Annotated in this window: 9 protein-coding genes; 1 reads left to right on the top strand and 8 read right to left on the bottom strand. The window is 38.2% G+C overall.

Annotated features, from left to right (window positions below):
• The 7 genes from AUF14_RS15660 to AUF14_RS15630 form a co-directional block, all read right to left on the bottom strand.
• A partial coding sequence (locus AUF14_RS15660; RefSeq protein ID WP_133154529.1) for a hypothetical protein occupies window positions 1-232 on the bottom strand: 232 nt, incomplete at its 3' end.
• A gap of 470 nt (window positions 233-702) precedes the next feature.
• Window positions 703-2,382, bottom strand: coding sequence for a SpaH/EbpB family LPXTG-anchored major pilin (locus AUF14_RS15655; RefSeq protein WP_049221179.1), 1,680 nt, complete (start codon window positions 2,380-2,382; stop codon window positions 703-705).
• Between the two features lie 11 nt (window positions 2,383-2,393).
• The gene (locus AUF14_RS15650) at window positions 2,394-3,140 is read right to left on the bottom strand and encodes a pilin N-terminal domain-containing protein (RefSeq protein ID WP_016181105.1); all 747 of its coding nucleotides are present in this window, start codon (window positions 3,138-3,140) and stop codon (window positions 2,394-2,396) included.
• Between the two features lie 405 nt (window positions 3,141-3,545).
• Window positions 3,546-5,039, bottom strand: a complete 1,494-nt coding sequence (locus tag AUF14_RS15645; RefSeq protein ID WP_016181106.1) for a helix-turn-helix domain-containing protein — start codon at window positions 5,037-5,039, stop codon at window positions 3,546-3,548.
• A gap of 934 nt (window positions 5,040-5,973) precedes the next feature.
• Window positions 5,974-9,258, bottom strand: a complete 3,285-nt coding sequence (locus AUF14_RS15640) for a vWA domain-containing protein (protein WP_049221177.1) — start codon at window positions 9,256-9,258, stop codon at window positions 5,974-5,976.
• A gap of 728 nt (window positions 9,259-9,986) precedes the next feature.
• Window positions 9,987-11,417: a 6-phospho-beta-glucosidase gene (locus AUF14_RS15635; protein WP_049221176.1), complete on the bottom strand. Its 1,431-nt coding sequence runs from the start codon at window positions 11,415-11,417 to the stop codon at window positions 9,987-9,989.
• 17 nt (window positions 11,418-11,434) lie between these two features.
• On the bottom strand, window positions 11,435-12,826 hold the full coding sequence (locus AUF14_RS15630; RefSeq protein WP_016181109.1) for a 6-phospho-beta-glucosidase: 1,392 nt from the start codon (window positions 12,824-12,826) through the stop codon (window positions 11,435-11,437).
• A gap of 217 nt (window positions 12,827-13,043) precedes the next feature.
• On the opposite strand from AUF14_RS15630, the gene AUF14_RS15625 reads away from it, so the two are divergent.
• Window positions 13,044-13,961 carry a MurR/RpiR family transcriptional regulator gene (locus tag AUF14_RS15625; RefSeq protein WP_016181110.1) on the top strand — a complete coding sequence of 306 codons (918 nt, stop codon included), beginning with the start codon at window positions 13,044-13,046 and terminating at the stop codon, window positions 13,959-13,961.
• Between the two features lie 42 nt (window positions 13,962-14,003).
• On the opposite strand, the gene AUF14_RS15620 is transcribed toward AUF14_RS15625, so the two are convergent.
• Complete coding sequence (locus AUF14_RS15620; protein ID WP_102866116.1) at window positions 14,004-15,914, bottom strand: beta-glucoside-specific PTS transporter subunit IIABC; 1,911 nt, start codon at window positions 15,912-15,914, stop codon at window positions 14,004-14,006.
• Window positions 15,915-15,995 lie beyond the last annotated feature (81 nt).

Raw genomic sequence — 15,995 nt, 5'->3', positions numbered from 1 at the left:
CTTTCAATTTGAGGCGCTGTTCTTTATCACTCTCTTCGCTTTGCCTGCTAAACGTGATTCGCCAACGATTTGTATCTTCTAATGATTCATATTCATAGGAGACTTTTAAGAACTTTTCATCAATTAGTTCCGTTTTCGTTGTTTCGGCATACGCAGTAACCAGTGATGGTAGTGTTTCTGTAATAAAAGAAAATAGTAGAACAACCAACATGAGTAAGTGCTTCTTTTTCATTTCATAAATTCCTCCTTTCACCCTTTTTTCACCCACTCTCCCTTCCGCATAACAATATGATAACTGATATCATTTCCTCTCGCTAAATGTGTTTTTTTATATTTTTTAGTTATCTAAATTGGATATTTTAGCGTTGTTTTATCTTCTTTTGTAACCTTTAGTGTTATTGAACCCAATTACTTAATTTGATTTAAAGAATAATAAAGTTTGATTGTCGTAAAAAAAATTTGCCTTTTGAATTTTTCGTCAAAAAACAAAAAAAGGCCTCAGAAATGTCTATTTCTGAGGCAAGTATGATTATATTTTATCGATTCTCTTTTTAACCATTTATTTAACCAATAGATTTCCGCTTAATTATTCAAGGAAAAATCAACTATCAAGACTTTGCTGAAATCCGCGATTTACGATTTTAGTAGAAAAAAAAGATGAGGCAAATACTCGCCTCATCTTAATAACTATTCAGTTGTTAATTATGCTGTATGTTGTGTCTTGCGATAGCGAACGACCGCGATTCCCATCAGTGAAAGTCCAATTACTAGGAAGGCAATGATCCCCGCCCCACCAGTAGATGGTAGGAAGCCGCCTCTAGAAACGTTAGCAACTTTTTGTAATGACGTTGCTTCTGAATAAGTATCTTTGTCCACAATGAAAGTAACCGGTCCGCCTAACTTAAATCCGTCAGGTGCTTTGGTTTCCACTAATTTGTACGTGCCATATTTAAGGCCTTTGATTTCAAATAATCCACCGTCTGCAGAGGTAATTTTGATTGCCTCTTCATATTTGTCATCTACAATATCTTTCCAAGTGTAATTATTTGCATTGCCTTGCAAATACTTTGTACCCGCTTCATTGGTAATTACGAATTCTGCGCCTTTTAAGGTTTGAGTGTCTTTCCCCTCTTCGTGTTTTACGAATTTCTTACCACCAGTGGTAAGTGCAGGAGGCGTTTCTTCCGGTACTATTGGTTCAACGTCAGTTTCACCCGTTTGTTGCAAATCTACATAGAAGTTGTTTTCAATATCCTGATCAACTGGCGTATCTTCCGTAAGTTTGACCGTGTAGACAATCTCAATTTTTTTCCCAGCATATTTTTTCAACCATGTAGCAGTATTTATTGATTGAATAGAATCTCTTACGTCATCTAATCTCATCGCAATTTGGAACCCAGCTTTTTTGCCCGTAGCAGCATAACCAGTATCAAAGTTAAACTTCTCCGTTACGGCAACAGGACTAATTGGTGAATCAATCTCTCCCTTAATATCTTCTGGCGTCCCTCCAATAACCTTGATAGAATCAAATTTATCAAAGCGTACGCCATCATGAGTCACTTCATCTTTAAAGACCAATTTACGATAACGTGTTTGTCTTGTTCCATCCGCATTCGTAATCACATCGCCGATATGCATAGGAATTTGATACGTCACCTTATATTTAATTTCTTTTCCAATATCATAAGAAATACGATCTTGATTCACATCTTCTGCCGAGCCATCATCCTTCAGAAGCTCTTTAACAGGTTTGTTTGCTAATTTGTTCTTTGGATACAAGTGAATGTCGTGATTCGCACCTGGGCTACCAGTAATCTTTTCAACTGGCAACGCTAAAAGAACAAGCTGATCAAATTGACCAACACCTTCTTTTTCAGTTTCTTCAAACCAATAAACTCGATAAACACCATTCGCATCGCGGTCAGGCAAGTTTTCAAAAACTACCGTCCCATCGGTGCCAGTGGATTTAGCACCTACTCCGCTTACTGGAACTTTTTTAGCTCCGCCAGTAGGCAGATTGCCTTCGAATGTTTGCTTCGTTGCTTCTTTCATGACCTTCTTGACTGCCGCTTCATAAACTTCTTTAGTTTCAGAACCTGTAATTCCTTCTGCCTTCAATAGATCATAAAATGCATCTGTAACGTCCCACGGTCTGAATTCAACACCTTCTAAGCCTTCATACTTATCAAAGTCTGGATCTATTTCACCGGTGTTGGTTTTTCCTGTTGGAAAATCATCCATTTTTTTCTTGTGTAGTGTTACTTTAATCATTTCTGGTGCAGCCGCCGAGGCGCTCTGCCCAAAACTAAATAAACTCATGCCTATTGGCAGCAAACAAACAAGTGCCATCAACAAACTGACTAATCTCCCTCTTGTTTTCATTATTTTTCCCCCTATTTCTTCTTTTGTATTTTTTTGAATCCTAAAAGCCCGATAAAAATGAGTAATGCACCTAAAACCGTATAGTTTCGAATTAAATCGTTGGTTGAAGGATAATTCTTTCCTGTAGCATTTGAACCATCCAGGTTAGAAGGCGCTGATCTTTCGCTGGAACGCTCCTCTGTCTCAGTTGGTAACGTTGAGGAGGAGATGGGTGGCGTGCTAACATCCTTATATTTCCCATAAATCAGGAGACGCTTGGCTTCTTCTTCTGTCTCTGGATGCTTCTGCGGTAAATAGAGAATAATCGGCAACATATGATACTTTCCTGTTTCGCCGCTTGCCAAAATCAGATACGCTGCATCCTTTTCGCCGCTAAGACGAGGAACATCGAACGAGACATTTCCGCCGCCGTCAACTCCCAGCTCTTCTTGGTTCCACTTGACAAATTGCTCTTCTTGAATGAACTCAGCCATCTTTTCTTTCGTCGAATACGTATTTAGCAGAAATTCCTTTGCCTCCTTTTCATCCCCTCCGTGCTCTTCTCGCCAACTGGTTAAATCATACACATCGAACGTTAGCTTTTCGGTTCCATCGACTCTTTTCCCATCCTCTCCCCACGTATGTATCCACAACTCTACCAACGCATTACTTTGTTCTTCATTTTCTTCTGCGCTTTGCTCATCTGCTGCAAAGACCGTCATACCAAAACAACAAATTCCTAGAAGCAGACATCCTATGAAGGAAATCCTTTTTCCCATTTCCAGCCCCCCTTCTGTCACGGAATTAGTAAATTACTGATAAGCAATCAAAATCCTAGATCTCAAGTGGATTCCTGAATAATCTGCCTATCAGTATTGATATGCTTTGTACTTTTTAATACATTCACATGTCCATTACTCCTCCCACCGATGTTTTCTCCTATTTCTTCATCCATTACCATAGTACATGATATTATTTCTTCGTGTTTTTTCCTTTTTTCGCATTTTTAAGTTATTATATTCATCTTGACATCAGTTATTTCTTTATTTCTATTCATTAACAGAGTTATTCGACTCATTTTTTTTATATTATATTTCAAATAGTAAAACTCATATGTTTTAAAAAAAAGAACTCATTTGGGTGGATTACGCAAAATCTAAATGAGTTCTTTCCATTCTTCTTATTTATCCCGAAAGATCACTGATTAGCTGTTGGAGCTGAACAATGTTTTGATTGGTTAAAAAAGGATCGATGATCACTGTAGGGTAATCATAGGGCACTTCCTCCACACTACTTGAAGTAATCAACGCGTCGTATTTCTTCAATTCATTAATCGAAATCCGCGAGTCACGGGAACGCTCCTCTACAAAATGAATCTTAAAGTTTCCATAGATCCGTTCTTCAATCTGTTCTGCCAAGAAAGTTTCTTCTGTTGGCGACAATTCAGAAAGCAGTAGAATCTTTAGAGGCTGATCCGCGCTCGCTAATAAATTTAAACTTTGAGGAACCATTGTTATCAACAGATAGGTGTAATTCCAGATAAAATCAGTTTCTTGGTAAATACGGTATTTCTTCACAAAGGATTCGGCGATTTTCAGTACCTTCTTCACCGCTTGATAATGAGTTTCCATCATCTTTTCTAAAAAAATCCCTCGTTGACGGTATAAAATATCAATGTAGCGCCCTTTAGGTGGATACATTCGTTGATCATTCACCAGCACAATGGTCAGCTCGTTCATTTCAAGATCCCCCAACGAATGACCTAACAAACGATTAAAATCTTCAACCAGCTCATAATGCTTTTGATACAAATCACGATAGATTCTACTTTGCTTCATCGCAGATTTCCATTGATCCTCGCTGAAAATCAGCATATCCGCATACGACAACCACAAACAATCCTTAATATCTTCCTCCGTTAGCCGAACTCGGAAAAACTCTAAAGCGATTCTCTCAAACGCTTCTAAGGTTTCTTCGTCAGGCAAGCTTAACGGACTCACCAATTCATTTGCAGGATATCGTCGACCGTTTTTGATTCGCCATAGACTGATATAAATGTTGTAGCTTAATCGTTTTCTAAAAATATGGCGATTTTCTAAATGATTGACCTGAATGAACTGATCCACCAAATCGGTGATCGCTTTAACCTGGTATTCCTTTAAATTTGTAAAAAGTGAATCAACATGATCCGATTTTTCTAAAAAATAGCGATAATAGAAATGTCGGATGACACTTTCCTTTCCCTCAATCCGCAACGGCCGATAATCCAGCTTAATCCCAGCCTTCTTTAACGCGGTTTCAATTTTCTTCAAATAACGTTGTGTATTGGACGCACTAAGATATAGTTTTTCTGCTAAATCACTAATACTTGAACATTTCTCATAAAGTAATTCCTCGATAATCTGAAATTCCGGTGCCTGTTGAAGAACATCCGCGTACAATCGATTGATACTCACATGCGGTTTGACATTGATTTGATAAAGTCCCTTGAATTTCTCAATATGGAAATCCTCTTGTTCATCGTTAATCAGTTTGACATCCTTCAATAAAATTGGTAATGAGCATTCTAGCTCTTCTAATAATTGATCACTCGGCAACCCAACTTGGCTTGCATATAGCAACTCAACAAAACGCAGTCGCCTCAAACTGCTCGTACCCAAAACCTCTCTGAAATCCATTTCATCATCCCCTTTGTTCTTCCCCTTTTAGAACGTAACAAATGACTATTTTTTAAATATGAAAAATATCGGATGCTCAGCATACTGAATTTACAACTCACATAAAACTTCAACCAACAGTGACCAACCATCATATATGTGAATCATCAACCTTCGCTGATACCCGAATAAAAAATGTATCTTTTCATATCAAAATAGCCATCGAATCTATATTAGTTTAATCAAATCCACCTCTTATACTTAATATCCTCAGAGCAATTTAATGTTTTTGTTTATTAATTTCCCCAATATAAAGATTATTTAATAACTGATAAAAATATTGATAACCCTCTTTTGATATAATATTCAACCCATTTTCTTTACGATTTCTTTCCTTATATACATGATAACCAATCTTATTTTTTCTTGCTTTTTTATTATTTATTTATTTATAGTTATTAAAAAGCTCAGGAAATCAATAAACAATTAATTCGTAAATAATTTGTCGTTATTTAGTTCTTTTTTTTTAGAATCATTAAAAAATAGTATTACTCATTTTGGAAATGCTAATTAAAAAATTTGAATTATTGCTAATGTTTATTAAAAATTGAAAAAGACTTGGATATAAAGTTTGTTACATTTAGCCTTCGATTAATTATTTATATCTCTACTAAATAGTTTAAAAACTAACTTTTTGTTCTAATATTTCTATCCAATTAAATGAATTAAAAATATTAAATCTGATGATCCAAGAAGTTCAGCTGATTGCTTAAGAAATAGAATCGAGTGAACCAAACTTCAATAATGATCATTTTTACAGCAGAAAGGTTCTAACAATAAGATCGCCCCTGTCATCACTAAAAAAGCCTGAAAGTCTAGCGTTGACCTTCAGGCTTTGATCGAAAAAATTTTATTATTCTTCACTGAATGGTGGGTTCACAGTAGAAACAGAATTTTATTGACCATTCATTTTTCTGGTGTTTCTAGTAAGCTCCTTTATATCCTTGTAAAGATATATGCCTGCAATGACAACTCCGACGATTGTCAGAATACTCGCAATCAAGAAGAGTCCTTTGATCCCATAATTCCCGGTTCTTGGCAGTGTACCTGGCTTTACCTTCTCATTTGTCACTTTCAAGCTAATCGTATTGTTTCCGCCATTGATACCTCCTGAACCACTGACATTCGGGTGATTATTGACGGTCACTTTTCCATCTACCCCAATCTCGAATCCGATCGGGTCTTGAATTCTCTTATAGCCTTTCGGATTATCCATCTCAGTTAGTGTATAAACGCCTGGACGCAAATTATTAAAGTTAAAGACCGATCCCGTGTTTATCGTCTGCTCATAGTTTGGTCCAACCAGTTTAAAGACAGCCCCTGTAAGTGGATTGTCCTCTGAATCGATCTTTTCAACCTTTAAGGAGAAATCCTTCAGCTCATTTATTGCTTGATGCTCTTCTGTCCGATCATTCACTTTAAAGATTAGCGAGGTTGGTGGATTATTCTCTGTAACACTCACTTCAAATTCAGCCATTTCTTTATAACCTATTGGTACATAGGTTTCCTTAACAAGGTAAAGGCCTATTGGCACATCAGGTATCATCACTTTCCCATTGGCATTTGGTTCAAGATTTCTCGCTAATTCTTTGTTATCTGATTTACGCTTCACTGAAAATTTTGGCTTATCTTGACCAAAGACGGTATTACCATCCTCCATACATTTCGAAAACTGATAATTTTCCTTTAGCAACTCATTGGTGATTTCTATACCACCATTAATTATATTTTCCGAAGTGAAGGTTGATTGATTAATTACTGGGGCTTTATAACCCTTGACTCGTGTAGTTTCAACTACTCGATAAGTATTGTCCGCACCACCTTCTACAGCGGAAAAATTCTCTTTCCAGTTATTGTCTTCATTCAAATTCTTTGTTTCAACATCTACCCAATTTGATCCATTTAATCTTTGCAAAGTAGCTGTAACTTTGTCTGGTCGTAACCCCCAATAATCATCTGTTCCTTGATGCTCGTCTAACCAGACCTTTTTCACTGGAATCACAAAATTTTTCTTTTGATATCTAACAGATGGAACGCCAAAATCTAACAAATCAGTCGTACGTTCTGGTGTTGGCTCTAAAGTCGTCCGCCCATTTGTCGGATACCAACGACCTGAAACAAAAGAAGCATCCTCTGTTTTTAACCGAACCTTGTATTCTATCTCAATTTCCTGGTTACGTGATAAATTGAGATTATCTACTTTAATTTGACGGTCCTTATTTTCGAGTAAAATATTGGGCTCAGCCCCTGCTTCAAACAACGGAGCCCCATTCTCAATTTGTCTCACACTTTGACTACCTGGCACCAGTACCACCATATCTCCCAAAGGGTCAGTAACCACTCCCTTATCAACCGTACGAATGATTGTTTCATACCAATTTTTGAAATAAGATAATAAATCATCCCCATTTGATACATCATAGAAATGAAAATCAGACGCATTGTCCTCCAAAGGATTGTTTGTTGCATTGGCCTTTTTTGTAGACATTTTATACAGACCTCGAATTTGATTCTCCCGTACATTTGGTATATTTTCTTCAAGATAGTTAATCATCAATTTTAAAGCAATCGTATGAATTTCTATTCCCGAATTTTTTAAATCCATTGCTGTTGAATTAGTTGTGGTAATATGGCTGTTAATTACGCCATTGTATGCTGGACTTATTGATGTTGTCATTCTTTCTGTATTTGAATGTAAAGAACTCCCTGCATTATAATTTGGTTTAGATCCTTTATTAAAATTTGTGAAATATTTTAGATCCGGAAACATCTCCAAGTTAGTTATCCCTCGATCACTAGTCGTCCAACTTCGATTAGGCGCACCATCTGTTAACACAAATAATAATTTATGACGATCCGAACTTGGCGACGCATCGAATATGTCTTTCGCTTCTTGTAGTCCTCGTTGCGTAAAAGTCACACCATTTGAAGTTGCTCTTTTGTATTCCCTTACCATATCATCCCAATCATCTGGGTTTTTAGAAAGTTTAAATTTTCGCTTTTGACTAGTATCATTTCCTCCCCACGATTGGTAACGAGAATAATCAGAAAATATCTCAGCCCCTATACGAATATTTTCTGCCGTTGGCTCATTAATTTTTTTTAGTTCGTCTACAATTTTCTCGAAAGCTGCATTTGCATTGTCTTTTCTATTCGCATCACCAGGTCTTATATCCGAATTAGATATCATTGATTGTGAGTTGTCTAATAGAAAAACGATATCCACCCCAGGCTTATAGGTTGTATTCCCTCGAATATTCAATTTGATTTTGAACTCATCTGGTTGGTCAGTCTCCTGTGCATATTTTCGTATTTGAATATTTGCATTATCTGCATCATCACCATATTTTATATAAGACTTAGAAAAATCATCTCTTTCGACGTTCCAATTTCCCTCGTGTTCCCATCCTATTTGATTTGATAGTCCTCCTTGATGGTTAATGACATTGGTCTGTCCAGCTGGCTGCCAAGAAAACTCTGGATGTTTTCCCACATCCTCTTTATACGACGGTTCTTTATTTTGATAGGAGGATCTGTACATCAGACTCGAACCATTCGATGCTGGTGACATAAGAAAGTTTCTACTCTTTTTTTCATTAATTTTCGGCCCAATAAACTCCTCTGAACTGACACTTGACATTCTAGTCTCTTTTTTTCTCTCCGAACTATCTGTGGTCGCTGTCTTTTTTTGTGTTTTTCCGTATTCCAAAATGAAAGGCTCTGTTCGTTCCAAAATATCTTTTTGGATTTCGATATCCTTATTATTTTTATCGGCTTTCTTTTGCTGATTTACTTGAACATAGAGCCGGAGCTTTTTAGTAGAATGATTTCGTTTAAAGGTCAGCTGCCCTTCTGTTTTTTTTGAAAATGTTCTTTCTATTAGCCAGCCATCTCTTTCAATCAGATTATCTAATTTTGGATAATCGATCGCTTTATCTTTTTCATCGGTAAGTCTGAATTTTAAACGCTGCTGCTCACCTTCTTCGCTCTGACATTTATATTTCACCTGCCACTGAACGGCGTCTTTTTCTTCTTCACACATGTAGGATAATTTTAAAAAATTCTCATCAACGAGCTTGATCTCCTCCTTTTCAGCATGGGCCGGCATCAATGCTAAACTCGCGTCAACAATCAGTGAAAAAAATAATAGTATTACTATCAAAAAATTTGATTTTTTCATTTAACGCATCTCCCTTTTGATTCCTTTAACGCTCTGACTAACTTGATAATAGAAAGAACAATTAATTTATTTTTTAAAGAATTCATTCCCCGCTTAAAAACATCATGCATTCCTGGATATGAGCAATAATTGACTAACTTATTCTTTGTTTCAACCTTCGTTAAACGGTCTCCTTTATCTGCAACTACATCATAGCAGATATTATTTTTCCGCTATTTATAAATTTATTTCTTCGTAAAAGTTATTAAAATTTATAAATATACGATCCTTGAACTGTTATGGAAAAAAGGAGTGTTATTCGAGCCCGTTTAATTTAAACTATTTTAAAATTATTGATATTCATTTTTGAAATATTGAATTAACGTTTCGATTTTTTTAAACACAACAAAAAAGCCTGAAAGTCATAAATTCCAAGCTTTTCTCCCTATTTTCGAACGATTCCTTTTAAATGTATTTCCATTAACGTATAGAGAAATCCCGCTTAAAAACATCTCTATATTATTTACAAATATTCTTGCAGCTGGATAGGAATGACATTACTTCATTTCGTCTAGGTATAAGGTAGAGTACTTCTCGTTTGTCGCCATCAATTCAATCTGATTCCCTCCCCCAAAGATTCCGCCTGATCCAATAATGTTTACCTGATGAAAAACGGTCAAAAGATTGATACTTCCTTTAAAGCAAAAAGGCTGAGACTCGTTTTTCAACAAGCCTCAGCCGCTTTTTCATTAATTACTTAAATCTTCTCCATTAGTTTCAATGACTTTCTTGTACCAATCAAAGGATTTTTTCTTGCTGCGTTTCAAGGTTCCGTTACCTTCATTGTCGCGGTCTACGTAAATGAAGCCATAACGTTTCTTCATTTCACCAGTTCCGGCAGACACAAGATCAATACAGCCCCAAGTCGTGTAGCCTAATAGATCTACACCATCTAACTCCACTGCATCCTTCATTGCTTGAATGTGTTGCGCTAAGTAATCGATGCGATAATCGTCTTCTACATAGCTATTTTCATCTGGCGTATCAATCGCACCTAGGCCATTTTCTACGATGAATAATGGTTTTTGGTAACGATCATATAGATCATTCATTGTGATACGTAAGCCAAGCGGATCAATCTGCCAGCCCCATTCGCTTGAATCTAAATAAGGGTTCTTCACTGAGGCAAAGATATTGCCGCTGGTTTGTTCTAACAATTCCGGATCAGTCGTAGCGACACGTGATGAATAGTATGAGAATGAGATAAAGTCAACGGTGTGAGCTTTCAATAGCTCTTTGTCGCCTTCTTCCATCTTCACTTCGATCCCATTACGTTCCATTTCCTTCACTGCATACGCTGGGTATTCACCGCGTGATTGCACATCAATGAAGAAATAGTTTTGACGTTCTTCTTGACGACCCGCCCACACATCGTCTGGTTTTGGGGTATATGGATAGTAAGAACCTGCCGCTAGCATACAGCCGACTTGGTTTTCTGGATCGACTTCATGAGCGATCTTCGTTGCAATCGCAGACGCCACTAATTCGTGATGTGCTGCTTGGTATTTGATTTGCTCTTCATTTTCACCTTCTTCAAAGTAAAGGCCTGCCCCCATAAATGGCGCGTGCAAGATCATATTGATTTCATTGAAGGTCAACCAGTATTTGACTAATCCTTTGTAACGATTAAAGATTACGTTACATAAATTTTCGTAGAAGCCGACTAATTCGCGGCTGCGCCATGCGCCATATTTTTCCACTAAGTGCATCGGACAGTCAAAGTGTGTGATCGTTACTAATGGTTCAATTCCGTGTTTTTTACATTCCTTGAAGATGTCTTCATAAAATTTCAAGCCTTCCTCATTTGGTTCCTTTTCGTCACCTTTAGGGAAGATTCGGCTCCACGCTAGTGATAAACGATAAGTCTTAAAGCCCATTTCCGCAAACAGCGCAATATCTTCTTTCCAATGATGATACATATCGATCGCTTCTTTTGCTGGGTAAAAATGCGCATCGTCAAAATCAAACATTTTCTTTTTCCCTGCGATAACGGCAAAACGATCTTCACCCACCGGTGCGAGGTCAACATTCGCTAGTCCGCGTCCGCCTTCGTTATAACCACCTTCACATTGATTAGCAGCAGTCGCTCCGCCCCATAAAAAGTCTTTTCTAAATCCCATTGTTTGATTCCTACTTTCTATACTTTTTCCATATCTAATTCACGTGCTACTTCGTCTTGAACCTCGATGCCTTCTTTTTCTAGGCGTTCGATGGTTTCTTTGAAGTTTGGCAAATGATCTTTGTGTGCAATAAATAATTCATCCATAATCCGTTGCGCTGTTTTACCAGAACGAATCATTGGGTTGATGGTAAATGCTTGCAACGCTGTATTGTAATCACCAGTTACGGCAGCTTCGATTGTTAACAATTCCATGGCTTTCATCACTTGCAGCCACCCGCGTTCTGCTGTTGGCAATTCACCAAATGCAACATTACGAGCGCCTTGTCCGCCAATATAAGCAGAAACTTCTACTACACAGTCTGCTGGCAGATCTGGCACGGCACCGTCATTTTTCGTCGAAACAACTAATTGCGTATTTTTGTTAGCATAAATTGATGCGATTGATTCACATGCTGCATCAGAATAGTAAGCACCGCCGCGTTGTCCTAATTGTTCTGGTTTGTAATCCAAGTTCGGATCTTTGTACAATTCAAACAATTCTGTTTCTGTTTGCTTCACTTGTTGGGCACGCGTGCCGATGGTTTTATATTCTTCTAAGGCATGAGCCAGCGTTTCTTCCTCTTGGTAGTAATAATGATGGTACCCGCAAGGAATCATTTGCATTTGTTCTAAAATCTCTCTTGGGAATGGAATATCATGGATATTTTTCGGCATCCCTGTTTCGTCGCCTTCGTACATTTTATTAATGATCTCTTGTGTCACATCTTTGCCGTGATTATCAGTTACTTTATGCCAATGGAAATGATTCAAGCCAGCAAATTTGTAGATCAATTCATCTGGCTCTTTGCCTAACATCTCGGGCTCCACCATTTGCGCCATCACGGGAACATTACACAAGCCAATTACTTTGTCCCATTTACCATAGCGAACAACTGCTTCAGTCACCATGCCGCTTGGGTTAGCAAAGTTGATCAGCCATGCATCTGGACATAGACGTTTCATATCTTCAACGATTTCTAAAATGATCGGAACTGTTCGGAACGCTTTGAACATTCCGCCGGCACCATTCGTTTCTTGACCTAACATGCCATAATAAGCGGGAATACGTTCGTCTTTGATCCGTGCTTCTAATAATCCCACACGGAATTGCGTCGTAACAAAATCTGCGTCCTTCAAGGCTTCTTCGCGGTCTAAGGTAATGTGAACTTTTACATCATAAGGTGATGCATCCCACATCCGTTGTGCCATTGCACCAACGATTTCAACCTTTTCACGGCCTGCTTCAATATCGACCAACCAGATTTCACGAACAGGTAACTCATCATAACGTTTGATAAAACCTTCCATTAATTCCGGTGTATAGCTGCTTCCTCCACCAATTGTAGCGATCTTTACTCCTGCTGACATCCAATCGACTCCTTCTGTTTTTATTTACAAACTAATTATCTGCTATGTAAAACTTCAATTCAATCCGTTCACAAGTCATTCCATACGAATTTACAAACTCTCTATTGAAAACGGTTGATTTTGTAAATCTCGATGGATATTCTCACATTTCCCTTAAAATCACCCACATCCATTTACAAATGATCTACAATAAATGTAAATAGGAGGTGTGCTCATAATGCTCTTATCAGAGAAAATGAAGCAAACAAATTTTTCTAATGCCGAGACAGCCTTGGTCACTTATATTTTAGAAAAGGGTACAGCGATTGAATCCATGACAATCAAAGAAATCGCAGAAGCTAATTTCGTTCACCCTTCTACCTTGATTCGCGTTGCTAAAAAATTAGGCTACAAGGGCTGGCTAGAATTGCGTACAGAATTTTTAGCTGAACAAACCTATCTTCAAACCTACTTTGAAGATGTCGACGCCAATTTTCCTTTCCAAACCAATGACGGCATCATGACGATCGCAAATAAAATTGCTTCATTAGAAAGAACAACGATCGATGATACCTTAAGCCTGTTGAATCATGATGACCTGCAAAAAGCGAAACAGCTCTTATTAAACGCCAAACAAATCAAAATCTTCGGAAGTAACGCCAATTTACTGATTTCTCAGGATTTTGCCTTAAAAATGCGCCGCATCAAAAAAAATGTTGTGACAAGTCAGACTTTAGGCGAGGATACCTACGAAGCCTATAATAGCCAGGCTGATACCTGTGCGATTCTGATTTCTTATACAGGAGAAAATAATTTTATCTTGCAGCTCGCAAGAATTTTGCGAAAACAAAACATTCCTGTCATCGCCTTAACTAGCATCGGCGAGAATACACTCGCCTCCTACAGCCAAGCGGTTCTGCGAATAACGACACGGGAGCGGCTTTATTCAAAAATTGCAAACTTTACGATTAATTCATCAATCTGCTATTTACTGGATGTGCTATATAGCTGTGTCTTTGCCGAAGATTATCAAAAAAATCTGAATCATTTGATTGAGATTGGAGAGCTTGCTGACAAGCGAAAAACCAGCTCTGAAATCATGGCAGAATCACCAGAATCAATGATTCGCTTCACGGAATCTTTTCGACCAAATTAAAGTTCGGGGAGCTCGCCCCGAACTTTTTTCTGATTTAATTCATTAAACCAATACAGTCAATAACTCATCACTGCTACTGATACCTTCTTTGTGATCAGTCTCGATGATATCCAGATAATCCGCTGAGTTCGTTACAATTACTGGTGTTTCTACACTGAATCCCGCTTCTTCAATTGCCTTGATGTCGAAGCTCACCAGTTTATCACCACGTTTGACCTTTGCGCCTTGTTCTACGTGCGCTTCAAAATATTTTCCATCTAATTGAACGGTATCTAAACCAATATGGATCAACAATTCCAGACCATTATCTGAAATCAAACCAATCGCGTGTTTTGTTGGGAACATCGTCATAACTGTGCCATCAAACGGTGCCACTACTTCACCAACTGTTGGGTGAATCACAACACCCTTACCTAATGCACCTTGCGCGAACGCTTGATCACTTGCTGTTGATAATGGCATCATTTGACCTTGAACAGGTGAAGTTACTATTTCTTTGCGAACTTCCATTGCTTTTTGACCTTCTGGTATTTCCTCTACTACTGTATCATCTCTCCAGAAGAAGAAAGTCAACACAAATCCAATTACTGATGCAATCGCAATGGCAATGACAGAGTAAATTGCTCCCGAAGAATCGCCTGTTTGCTGATTGATATAACTAGGGATACCGAAGACTCCAAGTCCTCCCATTACATATGAACGAACCCCCATAGCTGTCATGAACGCACCAGAAACGGCACCACCAATCATCGAGAAAACAAATGGTTTTTTCTTAGGCAGAGATAATCCGTAAATCGCCGGCTCAGTTACACCGCAAATTCCTGAGATAACAGCTGGCAATACCAACGCTTTTTCTTTCGGATTCTTTAAGCGGAAATACATCGCAGCTACTGCCGCTGTTTGTGCAAAGCTGGCACCGAACATCCCAGTTAAAGCTGTTGCGTAGCCCATCGTACCTAACTGTAAGATCGCAATCGGGATTAAACTCCAATGGAGACCAAACATAACTAATACTTGCCAGAAGAAACCAACGATTAAACCAAATAGGATTGGAGAGAAGGCCAATAAACTATCAAAACCAGTCGCCAGCATGTTAGTCAAAATTGTGATAACTGGACCAATTACTAGGAAACCAACCGGCAAAGCAATCAACAATAAGAAAAATGGTACGAAAAAGTTCTGAATCACTTCTGGAATAACCTTACGTAATGGTCGTTGTAATTTACTTGCTAGCCAAACAATCAAGATGGACGGAATGACACTGCTTGTATAATCGTTTGCCACAAACGGTAGCCCCATAAAGGTCATGTAAACCGGACTTTCAAACATACTTCCGGAAAACAACGTATACAGTGGTTGAACATCTCCGCCGGCAGTCAGCGTTGATAACTGAATCGCTGGATAACATAAGGCACCACCGATCACCAATCCAACATACTGATTCACACCAAATTTCTTAGCAGCTGCGACTGCTACTGCAATTGGTAAGAACATAAAGATCGCATCACCAATCGCATTTAAAACGATGTAGGTACCACTTTCAGCAGTTAGTACACCAGCCGCAACCAGTATCGCATTCAACCCTTTGATCATCCCACCAGCACTCAATGCTCCTAAGAAGGGTTGGAAAATACCACTGATCACGTCGATCAAACGATCGAAAAGACTGCCAGAAGACTCCTCTGGCGTATTACTCTCACCGCCAAGACCAGTCATATCTACTACATCTTCGTAGACTTGCCCAACGTGATTACCAATAACAACTTGGTATTGACCGGCACTATGCATAATTGTCACAACACCATCCATATTTTTCAGCACGTCATCATTTGCTTTGCTTTCATCCTTTAATTTAAAACGTAGACGTGTAATACAATGTGTTAAACTATTGATATTTTCTTTGCCACCGACATTTTCGACAATTTTTTCTGCTAAATCACGATATTTACCCACTATTTTTCCTCCTATTTCATTTTGATGTATGCCCTTCCACTAATTAACAACCCGGGATAATGTGAAAAGCGGGCGGGTTCA

This window comes from Enterococcus avium (assembly GCF_002891025.1).
GTDB lineage: Bacteria > Bacillota > Bacilli > Lactobacillales > Enterococcaceae > Enterococcus_A > Enterococcus_A avium.
The sequence above is the reverse complement of the archived record's forward strand: the minus strand, read 5'-3'. Positions and strand labels throughout refer to the sequence as shown.

What these genes read in the sequence shown, in the direction of transcription:
- AUF14_RS15655 (WP_049221179.1), bottom strand. Translation starts at nt 2,382, where the DNA reads ATGAAAACAAGAGGGAGATTAGTCAGTTTGTTGATGGCACTTGTTTGT.
- AUF14_RS15650 (WP_016181105.1), bottom strand. Translation starts at nt 3,140, where the DNA reads ATGGGAAAAAGGATTTCCTTCATAGGATGTCTGCTTCTAGGAATTTGT.
- AUF14_RS15645 (WP_016181106.1), bottom strand. Translation starts at nt 5,039, where the DNA reads ATGGATTTCAGAGAGGTTTTGGGTACGAGCAGTTTGAGGCGACTGCGT.
- AUF14_RS15640 (WP_049221177.1), bottom strand. Translation starts at nt 9,258, where the DNA reads ATGAAAAAATCAAATTTTTTGATAGTAATACTATTATTTTTTTCACTG.
- AUF14_RS15635 (WP_049221176.1), bottom strand. Translation starts at nt 11,417, where the DNA reads ATGGGATTTAGAAAAGACTTTTTATGGGGCGGAGCGACTGCTGCTAAT.
- AUF14_RS15630 (WP_016181109.1), bottom strand. Translation starts at nt 12,826, where the DNA reads ATGTCAGCAGGAGTAAAGATCGCTACAATTGGTGGAGGAAGCAGCTAT.
- AUF14_RS15625 (WP_016181110.1), top strand. Translation starts at nt 13,044, where the DNA reads ATGCTCTTATCAGAGAAAATGAAGCAAACAAATTTTTCTAATGCCGAG.